Annotated in this window: 19 protein-coding genes and 1 pseudogene; 11 read left to right on the forward strand and 9 right to left on the reverse strand. The window is 71.9% G+C overall.

The window, feature by feature from the left end:
- The first annotated feature begins 16 nt into the window (after positions 1-16).
- Entirely contained in the window at positions 17-1,051 is a 1,035-nt protein-coding gene (locus tag DTL70_RS15720; RefSeq protein ID WP_114022530.1) for an SDR family oxidoreductase, read from the forward strand.
- Between the two features lie 146 nt (positions 1,052-1,197).
- Here DTL70_RS15720 and DTL70_RS15725 read toward each other — a convergent pair whose 3' ends face one another.
- Positions 1,198-1,410, reverse strand: coding sequence for a DUF2180 family protein (locus DTL70_RS15725; protein ID WP_114022531.1), 213 nt, complete (start codon positions 1,408-1,410; stop codon positions 1,198-1,200).
- A gap of 137 nt (positions 1,411-1,547) precedes the next feature.
- On the opposite strand from DTL70_RS15725, the gene DTL70_RS34315 reads away from it, so the two are divergent.
- The 3 genes and pseudogenes from DTL70_RS34315 to DTL70_RS15730 all read left to right on the forward strand — a co-directional run bounded on the left by DTL70_RS34315 (position 1,548) and on the right by DTL70_RS15730 (position 2,919).
- Positions 1,548-1,733 carry a hypothetical protein gene (locus DTL70_RS34315; RefSeq protein WP_245979404.1) on the forward strand — a complete coding sequence of 62 codons (186 nt, stop codon included), beginning with the start codon at positions 1,548-1,550 and terminating at the stop codon, positions 1,731-1,733.
- Positions 1,649-1,882 (forward strand): annotated as a pseudogene (locus DTL70_RS34790) (8-oxoguanine deaminase); the annotation flags it as partial. The gene DTL70_RS34315 and the pseudogene DTL70_RS34790, both read left to right, overlap by 85 nt.
- Before the next feature lie 98 nt (positions 1,883-1,980).
- Positions 1,981-2,919 (forward strand): amidohydrolase family protein, encoded by a 939-nt coding sequence (locus tag DTL70_RS15730; RefSeq protein ID WP_281278697.1) that lies wholly within the window; start codon positions 1,981-1,983, stop codon positions 2,917-2,919.
- Positions 2,920-2,934: 15 nt separating this feature from the next.
- Here DTL70_RS15730 and DTL70_RS15735 read toward each other — a convergent pair whose 3' ends face one another.
- From DTL70_RS15735 to DTL70_RS15745, 3 genes are all read right to left on the reverse strand, one after another.
- Positions 2,935-4,188 (reverse strand): alpha/beta hydrolase family protein, encoded by a 1,254-nt coding sequence (locus DTL70_RS15735; RefSeq protein WP_114022599.1) that lies wholly within the window; start codon positions 4,186-4,188, stop codon positions 2,935-2,937.
- Positions 4,189-4,319: 131 nt separating this feature from the next.
- Positions 4,320-5,297, reverse strand: a complete 978-nt coding sequence (locus tag DTL70_RS15740) for an NAD(P)-dependent oxidoreductase (protein ID WP_114022532.1) — start codon at positions 5,295-5,297, stop codon at positions 4,320-4,322.
- Positions 5,298-5,326: 29 nt separating this feature from the next.
- Positions 5,327-5,515 (reverse strand): hypothetical protein, encoded by a 189-nt coding sequence (locus DTL70_RS15745; RefSeq protein WP_114022533.1) that lies wholly within the window; start codon positions 5,513-5,515, stop codon positions 5,327-5,329.
- A 347-nt stretch (positions 5,516-5,862) separates the two neighbouring features.
- Between DTL70_RS15745 and DTL70_RS15750 the strand changes: the two genes are divergently transcribed.
- Positions 5,863-6,537 (forward strand): AIM24 family protein, encoded by a 675-nt coding sequence (locus DTL70_RS15750; RefSeq protein WP_114014720.1) that lies wholly within the window; start codon positions 5,863-5,865, stop codon positions 6,535-6,537.
- Between the two features lie 184 nt (positions 6,538-6,721).
- Here DTL70_RS15750 and DTL70_RS15755 read toward each other — a convergent pair whose 3' ends face one another.
- Together DTL70_RS15755 and DTL70_RS15760 are read right to left on the reverse strand one after the other, a co-directional pair.
- Positions 6,722-7,906 carry an NAD(P)/FAD-dependent oxidoreductase gene (locus tag DTL70_RS15755; RefSeq protein ID WP_114022534.1) on the reverse strand — a complete coding sequence of 395 codons (1,185 nt, stop codon included), beginning with the start codon at positions 7,904-7,906 and terminating at the stop codon, positions 6,722-6,724.
- Entirely contained in the window at positions 7,903-8,259 is a 357-nt protein-coding gene (locus tag DTL70_RS15760) for a bifunctional 3-phenylpropionate/cinnamic acid dioxygenase ferredoxin subunit (protein WP_114022535.1), read from the reverse strand. The genes DTL70_RS15755 and DTL70_RS15760 overlap by 4 nt, the downstream gene beginning before the upstream one ends.
- A gap of 254 nt (positions 8,260-8,513) precedes the next feature.
- On the opposite strand from DTL70_RS15760, the gene DTL70_RS15765 reads away from it, so the two are divergent.
- From DTL70_RS15765 to DTL70_RS15785, 5 genes are all read left to right on the forward strand, one after another.
- Entirely contained in the window at positions 8,514-9,317 is an 804-nt protein-coding gene (locus DTL70_RS15765; protein WP_114022536.1) for an IclR family transcriptional regulator, read from the forward strand.
- 246 nt (positions 9,318-9,563) lie between these two features.
- On the forward strand, positions 9,564-10,649 hold the full coding sequence (locus tag DTL70_RS15770; protein ID WP_114022537.1) for an S-(hydroxymethyl)mycothiol dehydrogenase: 1,086 nt from the start codon (positions 9,564-9,566) through the stop codon (positions 10,647-10,649).
- A gap of 2 nt (positions 10,650-10,651) precedes the next feature.
- Entirely contained in the window at positions 10,652-13,156 is a 2,505-nt protein-coding gene (locus tag DTL70_RS15775) for a GcvT family protein (protein WP_114022600.1), read from the forward strand.
- Between the two features lie 76 nt (positions 13,157-13,232).
- Positions 13,233-14,408, forward strand: coding sequence for an N-methyl-L-tryptophan oxidase (gene solA, locus DTL70_RS15780; RefSeq protein ID WP_114022538.1), 1,176 nt, complete (start codon positions 13,233-13,235; stop codon positions 14,406-14,408).
- A complete protein-coding gene (locus DTL70_RS15785) occupies positions 14,405-15,526 on the forward strand; it encodes an aromatic ring-hydroxylating oxygenase subunit alpha (RefSeq protein ID WP_114022539.1) in 1,122 nt (373 codons plus the stop codon). The genes solA and DTL70_RS15785 overlap by 4 nt, the downstream gene beginning before the upstream one ends.
- Before the next feature lie 81 nt (positions 15,527-15,607).
- Here DTL70_RS15785 and DTL70_RS15790 read toward each other — a convergent pair whose 3' ends face one another.
- On the reverse strand, positions 15,608-17,599 hold the full coding sequence (locus DTL70_RS15790; protein WP_114022540.1) for a glycoside hydrolase family 84 protein: 1,992 nt from the start codon (positions 17,597-17,599) through the stop codon (positions 15,608-15,610).
- Between the two features lie 236 nt (positions 17,600-17,835).
- Here DTL70_RS15790 and DTL70_RS15795 point away from each other — a divergent pair, with 236 nt between their 5' ends.
- The gene (locus DTL70_RS15795) at positions 17,836-18,507 is read left to right on the forward strand and encodes an HAD family hydrolase (RefSeq protein WP_114022541.1); all 672 of its coding nucleotides are present in this window, start codon (positions 17,836-17,838) and stop codon (positions 18,505-18,507) included.
- 86 nt (positions 18,508-18,593) lie between these two features.
- Here DTL70_RS15795 and DTL70_RS15800 read toward each other — a convergent pair whose 3' ends face one another.
- Complete coding sequence (locus DTL70_RS15800) at positions 18,594-19,517, reverse strand: XRE family transcriptional regulator (RefSeq protein WP_114022542.1); 924 nt, start codon at positions 19,515-19,517, stop codon at positions 18,594-18,596.
- A gap of 157 nt (positions 19,518-19,674) precedes the next feature.
- Positions 19,675-20,883: a S1 family peptidase gene (locus tag DTL70_RS15805; RefSeq protein WP_114022543.1), complete on the reverse strand. Its 1,209-nt coding sequence runs from the start codon at positions 20,881-20,883 to the stop codon at positions 19,675-19,677.
- Positions 20,884-20,949: the final 66 nt, after the last annotated feature.

The raw sequence follows: 20,949 nt of genomic DNA on the forward strand, positions 1-20,949 counted from the left end.
CGAGGAGGGTGTGCCGATGAGCCGAACGCAGTCGAGTCCGGCGGGAGCGGACGGTCAGGTCGTCGTGGTCACCGGCGCCAGCGGCGGGGTGGGCCGGGCGACTGCCAGGGCCTTCGGGGCGCGCGGCGCCCGTGTCGCTCTCGTCGCCCGCGGCGAGGAAGGCCTGGCACGCGCCGCCGACGACGTACGCGACGCGGGCGGCACGGCGCTCCCGCTGGACATCGACGTCAGCGACCACACAGCCGTCGACGCCGCAGCCGAACGGATCGAACGGGAACTCGGACCGATCTCGGTGTGGGTGAACGTGGCGTTCTCCACCGTCTTCGCACCCGTCAACGAGGTGCGCGCCGAGGAGTTCCGCCGGGCGACGGAGGTCACCTACCTCGGCTTCGTCCACGGGACGCTGGCGGCGCTGCGCCACATGGAGCCCCGCGACGCGGGGACCATCGTCCAGGTCGGCTCCGCGCTGGCCTACCGCGGCATCCCGCTGCAGGCCGCCTACTGCGCGGCCAAGCACGCCATCCAGGGGTTTAACGAGTCGCTGCGCTGCGAGCTGCTGCACGCCAAGAGCGGCGTCAGCGTGACGATGGTGCAGTTGCCCGGGCTCAACACCCCGCAGTTCACCTGGGTCAAGTCACGCCTGCCGCACAACCCCCGCCCGGTCGCGCCCGTCTACCAGCCCGAGGTCGCCGCGCGCGGCGTCCTGTACGCGGCCGACCACCCGCGGCGCCGCGAGTACTGGGTCGGCGGCTCCACCGTGGGCACCCTGCTGGGCGACAAGTTCGCGCCCGGCCTCCTCGACCGCTACCTCGCCAGAACCGCGTTCAAGGGGCAGCAGGCCGACCACGACCGCGCCCCTTCCCAGCCCGACAACCTGTGGAAGCCCGCCGACCAGCAGCAGGACTACGGCGCGCACGGCGAGTTCGACGACGAGGCGACCAAGCGCAGCTACCAGCTGTGGGCCTCACACCACCACGGCCTGCTCGCCGCACTCGGTACGGCGGCCGCCGCCGCGGGGGCGGCCGCGGTGGCCCGGACGGTGCGGCGCTGACCCCCGAAGGGCAGACGAACGTACGGTCAGGCGGGCGAGGGTCCTACGGACGGTCAGTCACCCGCGGGAACTCAGCCCCGCACGGGGAATCCGGCGGGGAATCCGGCGGGGATCGCGCCGCACCACGGGGGACTCAGTGCGGGAACTCAGTGGCGGTTCTGCCGCAGCGACTCGTGGCAGACGAGGCAGACCATGCGGCGCGCGTCGTGCGGCGACCAGACCCGGCCGGTGGCGCTGGAGCGGCGGACCGGCTCCGGCTCGTCATGCAGATGGCGCGTGCACACGCCCGCGCCGCAGTCGACGCAGACGGCGACGGCCGTGTTCTCGGTGCCTTCCTTGAAGCAGTCGTAGCAGTGCATGACGCCCCTCTTCCCGACTCTTTCCCGACTCTTCGCGACTCTTTCCGTCTCACTCGGCGCCGTCAGGCCCGACCGTTCGCGAGTTCCCCCCGGCACGGCCCCGCACGCATGCCCGCACAACCGACGAGGAGCTGTCCGTGAACCACCGGACCGACACACTCATCCGTGACGCGGAGACGGTCGTCACCATGGCGGGGGACGAGATCCCCGGCGGCTGGGTCGCCCTCAGCGGGGCACGGTGGCGGCCACCGGACGCGCCGGCGAGGAACCCGCAGCGGCCCGCACCCTGTCCGCGCGCGGCGCACTGGTCACACCGGGGCTGATCAACACCCACCACCACATCTTCCAGAACCTCACCCGCGCCTACGCCCCCGCCACCGGCTACGAACTGTTCGACTGGCTGAAGGCGCTCTACCCCCTCTGGGCGGCCGTGGACGAGGAAGCCGTCGAGGTCTCCACCTGGGTCGGGTTGGCGGAGCTCGCGCTGGGCGGCTGCACCACCACCACGGACATGCTCTACGCGCACCCGCGCCCCCGCCTCATCGCGCCCAGATCCGCGCGGCCCGCGACGTGGGGCTCAGGTTCCACCCCGCGCGGGGCGCCCTCGACCTGTCCGAGAAGGACGGCGGCCCGGCCCCCGAACAGCTCACCGAGAGCGTCGAGGAGATCCTGGCCGACAGCGAACGCCTCGTGCACACCTACCACGACCCGGCGCCGGGCTCGATGCTCCGCATCGCACTGGCCCCCTCCACCCAGGCCGCCGTGACCGAACGCCTGATGGTGGAGACGGCCCGCCTCGCCGAACGGCTTGACGTACGGCTGCACACGCATCTGGCCGAGTCCCTCGGCGAGGAGGAGTACTGCCGCGAGAGCTTCGGCCGCCGCCCCGTCGAGCAGTTCGAGCACGTCGGCTGGGGCAGCGACCGTGCCTGGGTCGCGCACTTCATCTTCACCGAGCCGCGGGAGAGGGAGCGGCTGGGACGCTGGGGCACGGCCGTCGCCCACTGCCCGGGATCGACGATGATGCTGGGCGCGGGGGCCGCGAGCCTGCCCGCTCTGCGTGACGCGGGCGTCACCGTCGGCCTGGGCTGCGACGGTTCGGCCTCCACCGACCACGCCTCGCTCTGGCTGGAGGCGCGCGCGGCGCTCACCGCCGCACGAGAGCGCGGCGGCGCCGGGGCGGCCACCGCCCGCGACATCCTGCGCGCCGCGACCGTCGACGCGGCGGCCTGCCTGGGCCGCGAGGACGGCCTGGGCAGCCTCGCGCCGGGCGCCCCCGCGGACGTCGTGGTCTGGGACCTGGACGAGTTCTCCTTCACCGGCGCCCACACCGACCCGGTCGAGGCCTGGCTCCGCTGCGGCCCCGTACGCCCCCGTCACACCCTCGTCCAGGGCCGCCCCCTCGTCGAGGACGGTGCCCTCACCCTCCCCCACGCCCGGACCCGCGAGATGCTCACCGCCCACGCCCACCACGCCCGCCGCATCCAGGGGCTGGCGGAGGGGACGTAGCGAGGCGGTGGTCGGTCACGGGTTGTGGAAGGTGACTTCCGGGTTGGTTTTCGTCGGGGCGTTCAGCAGGGGGCGGTGCTGTCCGCGGAGATGCTGGTCGAAGAACGCGGTGACGTAGTCGGTGGTGATCTGGCGGCAGCGCTTGCCGGGCAGCGGGGCCGACGGGTCGCTCATGCCCAGCAGGCCGCCCAGGACGGGGAGGTCGTTGAAGGAGAAGTGTCCGGCGTCGGCGACCGTCAGCCAGCGCTTCCAGCCGTGGAGGCGGGTCCACTGGCGCGGCCAGGTGCGGTCGTCGGCCTGCGGGGTGTGGCCCTTACGAGTGCCGAGCATCAGGACGGGGCGGTCCGTTCCGGCACGGGGTACGGGGGCGAAGAAGCTGCCGTCGAGGTTCGCCGCGGCGCGGACACGGTGATCCGTACCGGCTGCCACGGCCGCCGCGTTGCCGCCCAGCGAGTGCCCGGCGGCCCCGATGCGGCGGGTGTCGATGAGGCGGCTGTAGTCGTGGTGGGCGGTGTCGCCCCGGCCCGGCTTCCGGGTCAGTTCGTCGACGACGAAGGAGAGGTCGGCCGCCCTGGTGCGTGCGGCCCGGGCCAGGATCTCCTTCTCCCCGTCGTCGTCGGGCGCCTTCTCGACCGTCTCGCAGGCGACACAGGTGAGGGTGCGGGAGGTGTCGCCGTCGGGGAACGTCGAGCCGAACGACTCGTACGCGTGGTCGACGAGCGCGACCACGTAACCGCGCGAGGCCAGGTCCTCCGCCAGCACGGTGAGGGTGGCGCGGTGCAGGGTGAAACCGGGTGACAGCAGGATCAGCGGGTGCCTGCCGGCTGCCGGACGCGCGCCCTCACGCGCGTGGGTGCGCGCGGAGGCGAGTTGCTCGGCCTTCAGGCGCTCGTCCAGCTTCTGCCCCTCCAGGAGCAGCCTCGCCTCCTTGGCCGACATGTACGGCATCCGCGCGCCCTGACCGCTGACGTGCCGTGCCGGGTAGCGGAGGGAGACCATCACCTGGCGGTCCCCCGCCGAGGGCACCCAGGGGTCGCGGCGCGCGGTGTCGGTCAGGTGCAGCGTCGCGCCGCCGATCCCGTACCGGCCGGTGGGATGGGGAAGGGACAGGCGGGTGTCCCGGTGCTCGCCGGAGCCGGGCGCGGACAGGTCGGAGCCGGCCGCCCGGGGGGAGGCTCCCGCGGGGGCGCAGGCCACGGCGGCCGGGGTGAGCAGACTGACGGAGAGGAGGACGGCGAGCGCCGTCCCGCGAGGCGAGTTGAAGAACATGTGCGGGAGCGTAGGAAGGCCGCGGGGGTGCCGGGCACCGACGATCGGCAGGTCGCTTCCCTGACTTTCGTCAGTGCGGGGACCGGAGGCCGGGGCCGGGGCGCCGGGCGCGGCGTGCCGGTCGGCGAAGGTCAGTACCCGGCCGACACCCGTACGGTGAGCGTGGGGAGTTCGCCCGCGCGCAGGGCCTGCCACGCGGCGCGGAAATCGGCGGTGACGTCCTCGTGGGTCGTCGGCCCCGCGGAGTGGCAGGTGAGGGTGGTGCGAGGGAGATCCCAGGCCGGGTCGGCGGGTGCCGCGGGCTCCTCGGGAAGGACGTCGAGGACGGCGTGCCCGACCGTTCCCTCGTCGAGGGCCCGGGCGAGCGCGTCGGTCAGCACCGTCTCCCCACGGCCGACGTTGAGGAACGTGGCACCGCGCAACGCCCCGAGGAGACCGGCGCCGACAAGACCGCTGGTCTGCGGCGTGAGGGGCAGCGCGTTGACCACCCAGCGGGCCTTCGCCAGCACGTCGGCCAGTTCCCGCGAGGGTCCGCCCCCGGGCTTTTCGGGCACGCCCAGCGGAACGACGCTGTCGAAACCGGGCATCTCGCGCGGGCTCCGCGCCACCCCGACCGTGTGGACACCGCACTGTTGCAGCGCGGTCCCGATGGCGGTGCCGATGCGGCCGGCCCCGAGGACGACCGCGACCGCGCCGTCGGCCAGTTCGGTGGGCAGCCCGTGCCAGGTGCGGCGGGCGTGCTGCTCCAGGAATGCGGGCACGTTCTGGAGTTCGGCCAGCACCCACGCCAGGACGTACTGCCCGATCCGCTCCCCCATGCGTCCGACCGTACGAGTCAGCAGCACCTCGCGCGGCCACGGCGTACGCGCCTTCAGCAGCGCGTCGACGCCCGCGTTGGTGCTGTGCACCCACAAGAGCCGCTCCCCTTCGGCGAGCTCGGGGAAGTGAGGGCCGATGTGCACCCGGGGCCCCCGGCCGGTCCCCACAGGACGTCCGACGATCTGCTCGACGCCCTCCCGCACCCGGTCGGGAAGAGCGGGGTCGACGGTGACGACCGCGCCGTTTAGCTCGTGTCCGATCCGCAAGGGGTCAGCGCCCGCAGTCGTCATCCGTCCACCTTCTCGCCTCGTCCGCGCCGTCAGGCCGCGGTCACACGCCAGCTGCCGACCTCACGGTAGTCCGAGTCGTACACCTCGGCGGCATCCCCCTGCTCCAGCGCGTAGTGGCGCAGATTCCCGCCCCAGTACCGCAGCACCCGCCCCAACTCGGCCACGGCCTCGTCCTTGCCGTGCATGTGCGCCATGTCGACCTCGAGTACGAACTTCACTCTTGCCACCTTCCCGTATGTGTACCCGTGCGCCCGTACGGGTGCCCGCACGCGCGTGTCCCTGCCGCGGGGCCGGCGCCCCGCGACCTTCACCTTCCATTTTTTCATTGAACTCCTTTTGGGGACTTCACGGTGAAGAAGGCCCGCAGGCTTGGGCGCGCGAGAAGGCCAGGTCTCAAATGGAGTGAGGCAATGGTGGTCAGGTGACGGTGCCGTCGTGCCCCGGCCGCCGCGGGGCGGGAACCGCTCCCGGCCGTGGCGGCGCACGGAAGGCGGAGAAAGGGGGCGGGCACGCAGCCCGGCCTGCGGGACTGGCTCAGCGGCGCGTTCCGGGGAAACATGCAGCCATGCAGAGTGATCTCTTCGCTTCGAAGAACATGGCGCAGCCGCCCTCCGCACCGGGGATGGAGCTGCAGAACGACAAGTGTGTGAAGTACACGGTCAACGGCGAGTGCTACGCGCGGCAGGGCTCGATGGTGGCCTTCCGGGGGAACCTCAAGTTCGAGAAGAAGGGGCAGGGCGTCGGCAACTTCCTCAAACGGCAGGTGACCGGCGAGGGGCTCGCGCTGATGTCGATCAGCGGGCAGGGGGAGGCGTGGTTCGCACACGAGGCGGAGAACTGCTTCGTCGTCGACATAGCTCCCGGCGACTCGCTCACCGTCAACGGCCGCAACGTGCTGTGTTTCGACGCCGGCCTGCACTACGAGATCGGCGTCGTCAAAGGCGCGGGGATGACCGGCGGCGGCCTGTTCAACAGCGTCTTCTCCGGCCAGGGCAGGCTCGGAGTGATCTGCGAGGGCACGCCGATCGTGATTCCGGTGTCCCAGCAGGCGCCGGTGTTCGTGGACACCGACGCGGTGGTGGGCTGGAGCGCCCAGCTGCACACCTCGCTGCACCGCTCGCAGAGCTTCGGATCGATGATCCGCGGGGGTTCGGGAGAGGCCGTACAACTGAGGCTGGACGGTGAGGGCTTCGTCATCGTCCGCCCGAGCGAGAAGCAACCGGCCCAGACCAGCAACTGACCCCCCTCCCGGGCGAACCCACGCACCTGTCCTGCGGTCCACCCGCGCGCACGTCCGCCCGGTACGGGACCGCCCGGTACGGGACCGCCCGGTACGGGACGGCTGGGTGTGGGGCCGCCGGGTAGGGGACCGTTGGGCGCGGGGCCGCACGAGCACGCGGCCCCCGCCCTCATGTGGAGGGTTCTCACACCGCGGCCAGTCCTCCCTCGCGGGTGAGCTCGCGGCGGGCTCGGGTGAAGGGGCGGGGGCGGTTGGCGGCGAGGACCGCGGTGGTGGTGCCGTCGCGTTCGTAGACGGCGAGGAAGCTGCGGTCCTCGGGTGCGCCCTCCACGAGGCGCACGGTGTCGTGCGGGCCGCGGTGGCCCGCGAGTTGGATGCGGATGCCGTACTGGTCGGACCAGAAGTAGGGCAGCGCGGTGTATGTCTGCACCGTCGCGCCGGCCAGCAGGTTGCGGGCCGCGACGGCTGCCGACTCCATGGCGCTGGTCCAGTGTTCGGCCCGCCGCCCTGCCGTGCGGGCCACGTCGCCGACGGCGACCACGCCGGGCAGTGCGGTGACTCCGCCCGCGTCGCACACGACGCCGTCGTCCAGCGCGAGGCCGGAGCCGGTCAACCAGTCGGTGGCCGGGCGTGCGCCGATTCCGACGAGGACGACGTCGGCGGGCAGGAACCGGCCGTCGGCCAGCTCGACCCAGCCGACCCGGCCACCCTGCCCGCTGCCCGGCACGCCGTCGGCGTGCAGTCCGCGCACGCCTGTGCCGGTCAGCAGGGTGACGCCGTGGTCGGTGTGCAGGTCGGCGCAGAACGCGGCCATGCGCGCGCCGAGTTGCGGTAGCAGCGGCGCGTCGGCTGCCTCGACGACGGTGACGTTGTGCCCGAGCGTGGCGCAGGAGGAGGCGACCTCGGCGCCGATGAAGCCGGCTCCGATGACGACGACCCGCACCTGCCCGCGGCTCAGATCCTCGCGGAGCGCGGCGGCGTCGTCGAGGGTGCGCAGGGTGTGGACACCCTCCAGTGGCTCCCCTGGCAGCGTGCGAGGGGTGGCTCCGGTGGCGATCACCACGCCGTCGGTGGCCAGGGTACGCCCGCCGGCGAGCGTGACACTGCCGGCCGGGGGGTCGAGGCCCTCGGCACGGGTGCCCAGCAGCCAGTCGGCGTCGAGTTCGGCGATCTCCTCCGCGTCGGCGAGGGAGAGTTTTTCCGCGGTCAGGGCTCCGGTCAGGAATTCCTTGGAGAGCGGAGGGCGGTCGTAGGGCCTGTGGTGTTCCTCCCCTACGATCACCAGGCGTCCTTCGTAGCCTTCCGCGCGCAGCGCGAGCGCGGTGTGGAGTCCGGCGAGGGATGCGCCGATCACGGTGATGGTCCTCATGCGGCGCTCCCTTGGGTGGCCGTTGCGGTCTGCGGTTGGGGTGCGGCCTGGCCGGTCTCGACGTGTACCCACACGGTGCCGTCGAGCACGCTCACAGGGTGGGTGCGTACCGGCTTGCGGGCGGGGAGGCAGGTGGGGCGTCCGGTGCGCAGGTCGAATGAAGCCGCGTGCAGCGGGCATTCGACCAGACAGCCCTCGAGCCAGCCTTCGGAGAGGGACGCGTCCTGGTGGGTGCAGGTGTCGTCGACGGCGTACAGCTCGCCGTCGGCGTTGAAGACGGCGATGGGAGGTTCGAGGTCGAGGCGGATGGACTCACCGGCGGGCAGGTCCTCAAGGCGACAGACGGGTATCACTGTGATTCACCTCGCGAGCGGGGTCTGCGGCCCCCGGCTGTGGAGGGCCGGGGTGGTGCTGGCATGCACTTCGCTACTATCCGAGTTCCGTATCGCGCACGATGGAGCGTGATGCGCAACAGAATCCAAGCGGGAAGGCTTCACGTCAAGCACCCGCCGACGACCTCCGCCGGGACGTGACGGAGGGGGCGGCGCGGACGCGCGCCGGCAACCGTGTACCACCAACCAGGCCACCAGGCGGTGACGTTGAGCAGATGAGCGAAAAGACGGAGGACACAGGGTCGGGCAGGCAGTCCAGAGGAGCGGCTGCCTCAGTCCAGTCGGTCGACCGCGCGGTGAGCGTGCTGGAGATTCTCGCCCGGCACACCGACGCGGGAGTGACCGAGATCGCCGAGGAGCTGGGCGTCCACAAGTCCACGGCGTTCCGGCTGCTGGGGGTGCTGGAGGCCAGGGGCCTGGTCTCCCAGGAGCAGGATCGCGGCAAGTACTACCTGGGGCCCGGGGTGTTGAGACTGGCGGGGGCCGCGGCCTCCCGGCTGGACATCTCGCAAGAGGGCGCGCCGGTGTGCCGGGAGCTGGCCGAGGAGGCCGGTGAGACGGCGAACATCGCGGTGCTCGACGACGACGCGGCGGTCAACATCATGCAGGCGCGGGGTTCGTCGTCGGTGACCGCTCAGAACTGGCTGGGCAGAAGGACGCCGCTGCACGCCACCTCCAGCGGGAAGGCGCTGCTGGCGCACCAGCCCAAGTCGGTGCAGGAGAGCGTGCTGGCCAGAAAGCTGCCGCGGCTGACGGATCACACGGTGGTCTCGCCCGCCGAGCTGCGGGTTGAGCTGAGGTCGGTGGCCAGGAACGGTTTCGCCTCGGCGCGTGACGAGCTGGAGATCGGATTGCACGCGGTGGCGGCGCCGGTGCGGGCGCACGACGGCAAGGTCATCGGGGCGATCAGCGTCTCGGGGCCTTCGTACCGGCTGGAGGAGGAGCGGCTGCACGAGGTCGCCAAGCGCACGGTGGCCGCGGCGCAGGACCTGTCCCGCCGCATGGGGTACGCGTACTGAGCTTCGGGCACTCCACGGCGTGGCGATCGGGTGTGAACGTCACGACTTTCTGATGGGGCTTCAGCTTTCGTACCGCCCCGACCTCCCATAACTGCGGGTCCGGCATCGCCCGGGCCCGCAGTTCGCGTTTATGACGGCCCGTCAGGAACCACTGATCGTCTTCTCTTGACGGCGACGGACGGCGTTCTCACTATGTCTCCCATAGCGCAACCAGTCGTGCACTACGCAACAATGCGAGGTCTGGGAATGCCACACGAGGTCCGCGCTGTCATCGCGATGAAGAAGGATGCCCCGGCCGAGGTGCAGCCGGTCCTGGTACCGGATCCAGGGCCCGGAGAGGTCCTCGTCTCCGTCCAGGCATGCGGTGTCTGCCACACCGATCTGCACTACAGGGAAGGCGCCGTGAGCGACGACTTCCCGTTCCTGCTCGGCCACGAGGCCGCGGGCATCGTCGAGGAGACGGGCCCCGGCGTCACCGATCTGCGCCCCGGCGACTTCGTCGTCCTCGCCTGGCGCGCACCGTGCGGAAGCTGCCGCGCCTGCCGCAAGGGGCGGCCCTGGTACTGCTTCGACTCGCGCAACGCCCGGCAGCCGATGACGCTGCTGGACGGCACCCCGCTCACCCCGGCGTTGGGCATCGGGGCCTTCGCCGAGAAAACCCTGGTCGACGCGGGTCAGGCCGTGCGGGTCGATCCGGCGGCGCGCCCCGAGGCCGCCGGACTCATCGGCTGCGGCGTGATGGCCGGCTGGGGTGCGGCCGTCCACACCGGCGGGGTGGCCAACGGCGACACCGTCGCCGTCATCGGCTGCGGCGGCGTCGGCAACGCGGCCATCGCGGCCGCCTCGCTGGCCGGGGCGCGCCGGGTGATCGCCGTCGACATCGACGACGCCAAGCTGGACGTGGCCGCCAGGTTCGGGGCCAGCCACAGCGTCAACTCGCGCGGCACGGATCCGGTCGCGGCGGTGCGTGAACTGACCGGTGGGCACGGCGCCGACCTCGTCGTCGAGGCCGTCGGCCGCCCCGAGACGTACCTGCAGGGGTTCCACATGCGCGACCTGGCGGGCGTGCTCGTCCAGGCCGGGGTGCCCTCGCCGGGCGTGACCATCGAGCTGCCGTTCCAGGAGCTGTTCTCCCGGGGCGGTGCCCTCAAGGCCTCCTGGTACGGGGACTGCCTGCCCAGCAGGGACTTCCCCGTCCTGATCGACCTCTATCTCAGCGGCAAGCTCGACCTGGGCGCCTTCGTCACCGAGACGATCGCGCTGGACGAGGTCGAGGTCGCCTTCGAACGGATGCAGCGCGGCAAGGTGCTGCGATCGGTGGTGGTCCTGTGAACATCCCTGAACCGGCCGTCGTCCCTCCCGACCCGCACGCCGCGCCCCCGCGCACGGAGCGCGTCGTCATCATCGGTGCCGGCATCGTCGGCTGCTCGCTGGCCGACGAACTGGCCGCGCGCGGCTGGCGCGACGTGACCGTCCTCGAACAGGGCCCGCTGGCGGCGCCCGGCGGCTCCACCTCGCATGCGCCGGGGCTCGTCTTCCGCACCAACGCCTCCCGGACCATGACGCAGTACGCGCGCTACACCGTCGAGAAGTTCAGCTCGCTCACCGTGGACGGGCGCTCCTGCTTCCTGCCGGTCGGCGGCCTGGAGGTCGCCTCCACCGAGGCGCGCCGGCTCGACCTGCACCGCAAGGCGGGGCTCGCCGCCGCCTGGGGTGTGGAGGGCGAGCTGGTGGGGCCCGCCCGGTGCGCCGAGCTCTTCCCCCTGCTGGACGCCGATGCCGTGCTCGGCGGCTTCCACACGCCGGGCGACGGACTGGCCCGCGCCCAGCTCGCCTGCCAGGCGCAGATCGAGCGCGCGCGGCGGCGCGGCGCCCGCTTCCTGGACCGGCACACGGTCACCGGTATCGAACGGGAGGGCGGCCGGGTGACGGGGGTCGTCACCGACCGGGGCACCTTCCCCGCGGACCACGTGGTCTCGGCGGCCGGCTTCTGGGGCCCGGTCATCGGCGCCATGGCGGGGGTGGACGTCCCGCTCCTGCCGCTCGCGCACCAGTACGCGAAGACGGCGCCGCTGCCCGAGCTGACCGGAGCGCGGCCGCACGGCGCGGAGGCCGTGCGCCCCCTGCTGCGCCACCAGGACCACGACCTGTACTACCGCGAACACCTCGACCCGGCGGGCGGCCCCGGACGCATCGGCATCGGTACCTACGCGCACCGCCCGCTGCCCGTCGACCCGTACGCGATACCGGCGTTCGACGAGGCGCCGGTGATGCCGTCCTCGCTGCCCTTCACCGAGGAGGACTTCGCCGCGAGCTGGGCGGAGACGCGCCGCATGCTGCCCCGGCTCGCCGCCTCCCGTGTGGAGGAGGGCTTCAACGGTGTCTTCTCCTTCACTCCGGACGGCATGCCGCTGCTGGGCGAGTCCCGCACCCTGCGCGGGTTCTGGCTGGCCGAGGCGGTGTGGGTCACCCACTCGGCGGGGGCCGCCCGCGCCGTCGCGGAGCTGATGACGGACGGACGCACCAGCGTCGACGTGCACGAGTGCGACCTGCACCGGTTCGAGAAGGCGCAGCGCTCCCCCGCGTACGTGCGGGAGAGGGGGGTCAGCAGCTTCGTCGAGGTCTACGACGTGATCCACCCGCTCCAGCCGCCCGAGCGGGCCAGGGCGCTGCGCACCAGCCCCTTCTACCCGCGCCAGCGGGAACTGGGCGCCCACTTCCTGGAGTCGGGCGGCTGGGAGCGGCCCCACTGGTACGAGGCCAACGCGCCGCTGGTCGCGGAACTGAAAGGGAAGCTCCCCGAGCGCGACGCCTGGTCGGCGCAGCACTGGTCCCCCATCGCCGCGGCGGAGGCCGAGGTCACCCGCGCGCGGGTGGCCCTCTACGACATGACGCCGCTGCGGCGGCTGGAGGTCACAGGTCCCGGCTCGCTGGACTTCCTCCAGCGGATGACGACCAACAACCTCAAGAAGCGGCCAGGATCGGTCACCTACACCCTGCTGCTGGACGAGGCGGGCGGCATCCGCAGCGACCTGACGGCCGCCAGGCTCGGCCGCGACCGCTGGCAGCTGGGCGCCAACACCCCGGCCGACCTGGACTGGCTCATCCGCCGCGCGCCCGAGGGCGTACAGGTACGCGACATCACCTCCGGCACCTGCTGCATCGGTGTCTGGGGGCCGCTGGCCCGGCAGTTGGTGCAGCCGCTGTCCCCCGCCGACCTCTCCCACGAGGCCTTCGGCTACTTCAAGGCCCGCGAGACATATGTGGGGCACGTGCCGGTCACCGCGCTGCGGGTCAGCTACGTGGGTGAACTGGGCTGGGAGCTGTACGCCGACGCCGATGTCGGACTGCGGCTGTGGGACACCCTGTGGGAGGCCGGGCAGCGGCTGGGCGTCATCGCGGCGGGGCGCAGCGCCTTCAACAGTCTCAGGCTGGAGAAGGGCTACCGCGCCTGGGGTTCCGACATGACCACGGAGCACACCCCCGAGGAGGCCGGTGTCTCCTTCGCCGTCCGCCCGTCCAAGGGCGACTTCGTCGGCCTCGGCGCGCTGGCCGCCCGCGGCCAGGCGGCACGCAAACTGGTCTGCCTCACGCTCGACGACCCCGCGGCGCTCGTCATGGGCAGTGAGCCCGTCCACCTCGACGGGGTCGTGGCCGGGTACGTGACCAGCGCCGGATACGGCTACAGCGTGGGCCGGTGCGTGGCGTACGCGTGGCTGCCGGCCGCCGCTGCCGCGCCGGGTACGGCGGTGTCCGTCGAGTACTTCGGCGAGAAGACCGCGGCGACGGTCGCAGCCGAGCCGCTGTTCGACCCCGAGATGGCCCGCATCCGCCGCTGATCCCCACCCCCGCCCTCCCCGTCTCCCCGACGGGACGGGAAGGGCGGGGCAGGGGCCCACGAACAGGAGGCCCGCAGTGCCAGTCACCCGCGACGTCATCGTCATCGGCCTCGGCGGCATGGGCAGTGCCGCCGCCTACCACCTGGCGGCCCGAGGCCAGCAGGTCCTCGGGCTGGAGCGCTTCGGCCCTGCCCACAACCGCGGCTCCAGCCACGGCGGCTCCCGCATCACCCGCCAGTCCTACTTCGAGGACCCGGCCTACGTGCCGCTGCTCCTGCGCTCCTACGAACTGTTCGCCAAGCTGGAGCGCGACACGGGGCGCACCCTGGCGACCCTCTGCGGAGGGGTGATGCTGGGCCGCCCGGACAGCCGCACCGTGGCGGGCAGCCGGCTTTCGGCCGAGCGGTGGGGGCTCCCCCACGAGATGCTCGACGCCACGGAGGTGCGGCGGCGCTTCCCGACGCTCACCCCGGGCCCCGACGAGGTGGCCCTGTACGAGGAGAGGGCCGGCTTCGTCCGCCCCGAGGCCACGGTCACCGCGCACGTGCAGCTCGCCCAGCAGGCGGGTGCGGACCTGCGATTCGAGGAGCCGGTGACCCGGTGGGAGGTGCTGCCGGGCGGCAAGGGCGTGCGCGTCCACACCGTGGACGACGTCTACACCGCGGGGCACCTGGTGGTGTGCCCCGGCGCGTGGGCGCCCCGCCTGCTGGCCGATCTCGGTGTCGGCTTCACCATCGAACGGCAGGTCATGTACTGGTTCCATCCGCGGGGCGGCACCGCGGCGTTCGAACCGGAGCGGCACCCCATCTACGTGTGGGAGGACGGCGACGGGGTGCAGATCTACGGCTTCCCCGCGATCGAGGGTCCGGACGGCGGCGCGAAGGTCGCCTTCTTCCGCAAGGGGTCGGTCTGCGACCCGGAGACCCTTGAGCGCACGGTCGGGCAGCGGGAGGCGGAGGCGATGGCAGCGCAGCTGCGGCCCCGCCTCCCCGACCTGCCCGGCAGCCTGCGCAGGGCCGTCGCCTGCATGTACACCACCACGGCGGACGAGCACTTCGTGCTGGCCCGGCACCCCGAGCACCCGGACTCGGTCACGGTGGCGTGCGGCTTCTCCGGGCACGGTTTCAAGTTCGTTCCCGTCGTCGGCGAGATCGTCGCCGACCTGGCGCTCACCGGCGCCACCGAGCATCCGATCGCCCTCTTCGACCCACTGAGGCAGTCCGTGACGCCCGAGGGAGTGACCACACCATGACGACCGCCGTCGGCAGCCTGCTGGCGACCCTGCCAGGTGACCGCTACACCGATCCGGGAAACTTCCGGCGCGAGCAGGAACGCATCTTCGAGACCGGGTGGTTCTGCGCGGTCCGTTCGGCCGATCTCGACAAGCCCGGCGCCTACCGCACCGTCCAGGTGGGCCGCGAGAGTGTGCTGGTCACCCGCAACCGGCGCGGAGACCTGCGGGCCTTCCTCAACGTGTGCCGCCACCGCGGTGCCCGGCTGTGCACCCAGCAGGCGGGCGAGGTGCGGCGCAGCCTGCAATGCCCGTACCACGCCTGGACGTACGACCTGGACGGCAAGCTCACGGCCGCCCCCAACCTGACCCGGATGCCGGACGTGGACCGCGGCTCCTTGGGGCTGCACACCGTGGCGCTGCGGGAGTGGCTGGGGTACGCGTGGGTGTGTCTGGCCGCCGAGCCGCCGTCGTTCGAGGAGACGGTGATGGCCGACGTCGCCGACCGGCTGGGTGGCGGCGACGTCATCGGGCACTACGCGATCGAGTCGCTGGCGCTGGGCAGGCGGCACACCTACGACGTGGCGGCCAACTGGAAACTGATCGTCGAGAATTTCATGGAGTGCTACCACTGCGCCACCATCCACCCCGAACTGACCGAGGTGCTGCCGGAGTTCGCCGACGGGCTCGCCGCGCAGTACTTCGTGGGCCACGGACCCGAGTTCGCCGCCGAGGCACAGGGGTTCACGGTGGACGGGAGCGCCGGGTTCGCGCGGCTGCCCGGCGTGCCCGACGCCCACGACCGCCGCTACTACGCGGTCACCGTACGCCCGCAGGTCTTCGTCAACCTGGTGCCCGACCACGTCATCTGGCATCGGATGTTTCCGCTGGCCGAGGACCGCACCGTCGTGGAGTGCGACTGGCTCTACGCGCCCGAGGTCGTGGCGGCGGGCACCGACCTGGACCGCTCGGTGGAGCTCTTCCACCGCGTCAACGTCCAGGACTTCGACGCCTGCGAGCGCACCCAGCCCGCCATGTCCTCCCGCGCCTACCGCGACGGCGGCGTGCTGGTCCCCAGCGAGCATCACATCGGGGAGTTCCACGACTGGGTGACGGGACGGGTGGAGGGGCCCGGCTGAGCGGCACGAGTGGTGGGCCGGCGACCGGGGCGGGGAACGCACCGCCCGGGCCGCCGGCCCGGTCTTCACGCCACCGCCGCCTCAGCCGTCCTGCTGGTCGCGGACGCCGGTCAGGAAGTCCGCGAGGTAGGGGTCGCCGATCTTGACCGGGCCGACCTGATGGTGTTCGTCGGGGTCGACGGTGATTTCGGAGGCCTTCTTCGCCGCCTCGTCCATGGCCGTGCGGGCGGCCCTGGCCGCCTCGTCGTCGCCGTCGCGCAGCGCGGTCAGTACCCGCAGGCCCTGCCCCATGGCCTCGCCCCACAGCTCGGTGGCGTCCAGCCAGCGGTCGGCGTCGTGCAGGAAGTAGCGGTCCCGCACGCCGTCGCGGATGCGGGCGGGCGCGCGGCGGATGTCGTCGGCGACGGGCCGCAGTTCACGGACGGCGGCTGCCGGGTCGTCGGCGTAGCGCTCCCAGAAGCCGTCGAGCCGGGCGGCCAGCTTCGGCGCCTGCGGCTGCCAGGGTTCCTCACCGAAGGTGGGGGCCATGTGGTTGAGGTCCACGAAGGTGCGGACCGCCGCGGTGGTGCGCGCGTCCCCGCCTGCCAGGTAGGCGGCGGCCCGCGCACCGGAGCGGTCGCGGTCGTAGCCGCGGTCGTTCCAGGAGAAGTCCGACATCGTGAAGACGGCGAGCTTGCTGGCCCCGGCCTGGTTCATGGGGTTGGAGACCAGCCCGCTGGTGTGCTCCGAGAGGCCCGCGTCACGCTTGTCGTACGGGGCCAGCAGCAGCCTGCCCTTGGTCCGCTCGAAGTCGTTGACCGGGTAGTTGTCCCAGACGAACACCTTGCGCCCGAACAGCTCGGACGCCTTCTCGGCCTGCTCGTTGGTGATCTCGGGCGGCACCACGTCGGTGCCGGTCCACATCACCTCCACGTCGGCGTCCAGCTGCTCGCGCAGCGTCTTCTTGTACGCCGTCTCGGTCAGGTCGCCGTACTCGGTGGGCACCGTCTGGAGGGGCCTGGTGCCCTCGTGGTCGGCCAGGAAGCCGCGCTGCACGGTGTTGAGGAGGTCGGCCTGCGCCTCGGCGGCCGGAGCACGGCCGGGTGCGCCGTACTTCTCCTCGTCGCCGTCGCAGTTCCACTTCGTGTAGTTGATGTCGTCCAGCGGGACGGAGAAGTCGCGCACGCCCAGGTCGTAGAGCGACTGGAGCTTCGCCTCCAGGGCCTTGACGTCCTCGGGGTCCGAGTAGCAGATCGAGGCGCCGGGCGAGACGGCGAACGTGAAGCGGACGTGGTGGGCGCGGGCGGCCTCCACCAGTTCGCCCAACTCCGCGAGCTTGTCCTGCGGATAGGGCTCGCGCCACTTCTCCCGGTGGTAGGGGTCGTCCTTGGGCGCGTACACATAGGTGTTCGCCTTCGTGTCGCCCAGGAACCGCACGTGGTCCAGGCGTTCGGCCTGGGTCCAGGGCGGCCCGTAGAACCCCTCGATGGTGCCCCGCAGCGGCATCGAGGGGTGGTCGCTGATGGCGGCGCCCGCGATGCGGCGCGGGCCGTGGCGCTCGGTGATCAACTGCCGGAGCGTCTGCACCGCGTAGAACTGCCCGGCCGCGTCCGTGCCGCCCAGCGCGACGGTGCCGCCGTGGCCCTTGCCCGCCTTGGAGACCCGCAGCGCGTACCCCTCGGCGTGGTCGGGCGCCGAGGTGCCGCGCAGTGCCTCGGCGATGTCGTCCCGGGTCGCCTCGCCCAGCAGAACCGTCAGCCGGGCGTGCCCCGAGGGCTTGTCGCGGACCTCGGGCGCGCGGACGCCGCTCGCTTCGAGTACGTCGGTGAGCAGGTCGCGCGCGGCGGCGTCGGTGTGGTCACCGACGACGATCTCGGCGGTGCGGGGGACGCGGACGTCGCCGCCCGCGCGTTCGGCGTGCTGCGGGGTGGGCGAGACGGTGGGCAGCGCGGCGTCGGCACCGCGGCCCGCTCCCTTGCCTGCCTGTCCGCCGTCCGGTCCACCGGCGGCGGAGGCCACCGCCGGGACCCCTGCGGCGAGCAGGGCCAGACCGAGGGCGAGGACTCTGGTGCGGACTCCGTCAGCGGCGGACATGCGGCCTCCGTGAGGTACGGGTGCGTGGGCGGCGTACGCTGATTGATCGGATGTCAGCTTCGAGTGGTCTGGTCCACTCGTCAAGACGGTGGGCTCTTTCTCGGCACTTTTTCTCCGCGGTTTCTCCGCCCGCCATCCGGCCCGGAGCTCGGTCCGCGCCCGGCCCGCACCGAGAGGTCGGACCTCCGGTCGGCCCGCTGGAGGCAGCCGGGGCACGGTGTGATGGGGTGGGCCGCATGAACGCCCCCCTCGGCCCCTCCCCCGCCCAGGCCCTCGCGGCAGCACGGCTGGTCGTCTTCGACTGCGACGGCGTACTGGTCGACACCGAGCGGATCGGGCCCGAGGTGGTGGCCGCCATGGCGACCGAGGCGGGCTGGCCGCTCACCCCGCAAGACGTACTGGAGCGGTTCCTGGGCACTCCGGAGCCGTACCTCCTCGCGCAGGTACGCGCCCACGCGAGGGTGCCCGTGGACGACAGCTGGCTGGTGGACTACCGCGCCCGGGTCGCGGCCGCGTTCGACGCGGCCCCGCACACGATGCCCGGCGTCCGCGACGTCCTGGACTCCCTCGAAGAGCGTGGCACCCCCTACTGCGTGGCCTCCAGCGGAAGCCACTCCCGCATCCGCCACTCGCTGACGGCCACCGGGCTGTGGGACCGCTTCGCGGGGCGCGTCTTCAGCGCCGAGGACGTGGCCGCGGGCAAGCCCGCGCCGGACGTGTTCCTGCACGCGGCGGCGGAGTGCGGGGTGCCGGCGGCACAGTGCCTGGTCGTCGAGGACAGCCCCGCCGGGGTGCAGGCCGCGCGGGCGGCCCGGATGCCCGTCCTCGGCTACACGGGCGGCCCCACCCCCGCGGAGTGGCTGGCCCCCGCCCCCACCATCTCCGACCTGCGAGACCTCCTGACCTAGGTGTACTGCCCCGGTGCGTTGTCGACGGTCGCGGGAAGGGTGCCGGGCTTGCTCCGCGTTTCGCTGCGCAGGGGGGCAGGTGGTGCTCAGTCGGGCCACTGCCACGACATACCGTGCACGCCGACCGGGCAGGGCATGACAAGCGTGTGGGCGCTGTGAGACGGGTCGAGCATGAGTGGTCGGGCCCGTGATTTCGTCGCGTCGGCCTTTTCCCGGAAGTAACTGTGGCAGGTGAGCGGTGCGGCCTCCGCGTCGAAGTAGACGTGCAGCAGATATCCGCGCAGATTGACGCGTGTGCGGCGCTCGTGGCAGACGGCCGCTTCACCTTTCGGGTCGAATATGACGTCGTAGTGCACCGCCGCTGTCTCGTTCTTGCGCAGCCGACGGCCGAAAGACACGTCGACGACCACGGTCTTCCAAGCCGGCTGGAAATCCAATCCGCGCAGCACTCCGGAATGCATGACGATGTCGACGGAAGCGGGAGCTTCATCAAGGCAGTGGAGATCACTCAACCGCGTCACGCCGTCCCTGTTGGCACGCGCCACCTGGTAAACGGACTGACAATACATGCGGCGATCGCGGTTCACCCGTACCGACTCATGTACGAACTGCCGAGTGATGTGCTCGCTGTGGGCGGCGTCCTCCCGGCCCAACGCCCGCTCGAAGAGCGAGTCCTCGCCGTAGAACTGCTCCACTCCCACCAGTTTCGGGGAGAACCGCCCGCGGGGCCGGTGAGGTCCCAGGCGGGAGCGCAGGTCGCCGGACGGCAGCAGCAGGATCTCCTCCAACGCGTCGACGGCGAGAAGGGAGGACCGTCTTTCGGGCTGACTGCGACCGCTCTGCCAGTGCCCCAGGGAAGCCAGGCTTATCCTGATGCCTTGTTCTCTCAGCCGTTCATGGATGCGCTCCAGGCTCAGCCCCCGTCGGACTACCGCTTCGCGAAAGGTTTCCGGGAACGAGGCGTCGCGCGGAACGGGGCTGCGCCGGTTCGCATGCGGGTGTTCGGCCAAGGGGACTTCCTACGTCGTGTGGGTTCGCCAGTGGCTGGAACCTGGTCCGACGCAGCATAAGGGGGCGGAGCAGGCACCTCCAGTGTCTGTTCCCGAGCCAGAACGGGGTGGTGGCTCACCACCGTCCGGTGAGCCGCCACCCCGCGGTCCGACGGTGTCAGTGGGTGTCGAGGGTCAGTTCGTAGTGCTCCAGCGTGTCGTCCAGGGGCTGGAAGTAGGACTTGGTCGAGCTGTTCAGGCCGCCGCAGCTCTGGTTCGTCGGGCCGCCGGAGGTCATCCCCTGGCCCTGGTTGCCGGAGATGTAGGCGCCACCGCTGTCGCCGCCCTCCGTGCACACGGTGGACTCTCCGAGCCCGGATACGACGGTGTCCGGCCCTCCATGCTCGTCGACGTAGGTGACGGTGACGTCGTAGGCCTCGACCTTGCCGCAGGTCCAGCCGGTCGTCTGCCCGGACTTGCACAGGTCGGCGCCCTCGGGTGCACGCTTGCTGCCCTCGACCGCGACGTTGCCGTCGGTGCTTCCCCAGGTGCCGACCTCGGTGGCTATGGAGTCCCCCTGGTCGACAGCGGCGATCCCCATGTCCACGCTGTCCCGGCCCACCTCGTAGCGCGAGTCCGTGCCCTTGGCGAAGTGGTCGCCGTCGACGGAGAGGTCCGGGAGACTGGCGAGACAGTGACCGGCCGAGACGAGGTAGTCCTTCCCCGAGGAGTCCTGGGCCCCGAACCCGACGGAGCAGACCCAGCTGCCCTGGTCGTCCGTCCACGTCATTGCGCTGCCCGGGTAGACCGTAGCCTGCGACGCGAGGGGCTCAGCGCCCTTGACCACGTGCACGGCGTCGCCGAACGACCGGGCCGTCTTCAGGAACGACCGGGCGCCGCGCGCGTCCATGTCGTTGACCTCGACGTCGACCCTGTCCGCTGACAGGTCGACAGACCAGGACGAGATGCCCTCGGGGGCCTGCTCGGCGGCCTGCTCATCCAGCTGTTCCTTGGCACTGGTCAGCGCCGCCTTGCCGTGTTCGGGAACCCGGGCGTGCAAACCCGCCTTCTCGATCTGTGACGCCGCGCGATCATCAGGCGCGTTCACGACGAGGTTTCCCGACGCGTCGAAGAACGCTCCGTCCGTCCGCGTCTTTCCCTCCTCGACCACATCGGCAAGCTGGTCTTCCTGTGCCGCTTGGTGGTCCAAACGGTCGGCGGCAGCCTTCTCGCTGACGTGCAGGCTGTCTGCCAGTGCCGCGACCATCTGCGGCTGGTAACGCGGTGTCGCGGGAGAGGAGTTCTGGGCCTGCGCGACGCCCGCAGCGGGCACCGCAAGCAGGGCAACCGCGATGGCGGCGACGAGAGACGTGCGGGATTTTCTCATTCCTTGTCCTTTCTCGGGGAGGGGGCAGCCCGGCGCTTTTCCGCGCATACGGATCGCGGGGGTACC

The organism is Streptomyces diacarni (assembly GCF_003323715.1).
Classification (GTDB): Bacteria; Actinomycetota; Actinomycetes; order Streptomycetales; family Streptomycetaceae; genus Streptomyces; species Streptomyces diacarni.

Coding starts and splice junctions, on each gene's coding strand:
- DTL70_RS15755 (WP_114022534.1), bottom strand. CDS start 7,906: ATGAGGACCATCACCGTGATCGGCGCATCCCTCGCCGGACTCCACACC.
- DTL70_RS15790 (WP_114022540.1), bottom strand. CDS start 17,599: ATGTCCGCCGCTGACGGAGTCCGCACCAGAGTCCTCGCCCTCGGTCTG.
- DTL70_RS15805 (WP_114022543.1), bottom strand. CDS start 20,883: ATGAGAAAATCCCGCACGTCTCTCGTCGCCGCCATCGCGGTTGCCCTG.
- DTL70_RS15740 (WP_114022532.1), bottom strand. CDS start 5,297: ATGACGACTGCGGGCGCTGACCCCTTGCGGATCGGACACGAGCTAAAC.
- DTL70_RS15735 (WP_114022599.1), bottom strand. CDS start 4,188: ATGTTCTTCAACTCGCCTCGCGGGACGGCGCTCGCCGTCCTCCTCTCC.
- DTL70_RS15795 (WP_114022541.1), top strand. CDS start 17,836: ATGAACGCCCCCCTCGGCCCCTCCCCCGCCCAGGCCCTCGCGGCAGCA.
- DTL70_RS15750 (WP_114014720.1), top strand. CDS start 5,863: ATGCAGAGTGATCTCTTCGCTTCGAAGAACATGGCGCAGCCGCCCTCC.
- DTL70_RS15770 (WP_114022537.1), top strand. CDS start 9,564: ATGCCACACGAGGTCCGCGCTGTCATCGCGATGAAGAAGGATGCCCCG.
- DTL70_RS15725 (WP_114022531.1), bottom strand. CDS start 1,410: ATGCACTGCTACGACTGCTTCAAGGAAGGCACCGAGAACACGGCCGTC.
- DTL70_RS15720 (WP_114022530.1), top strand. CDS start 17: ATGAGCCGAACGCAGTCGAGTCCGGCGGGAGCGGACGGTCAGGTCGTC.
- DTL70_RS15765 (WP_114022536.1), top strand. CDS start 8,514: ATGAGCGAAAAGACGGAGGACACAGGGTCGGGCAGGCAGTCCAGAGGA.
- DTL70_RS15785 (WP_114022539.1), top strand. CDS start 14,405: ATGACGACCGCCGTCGGCAGCCTGCTGGCGACCCTGCCAGGTGACCGC.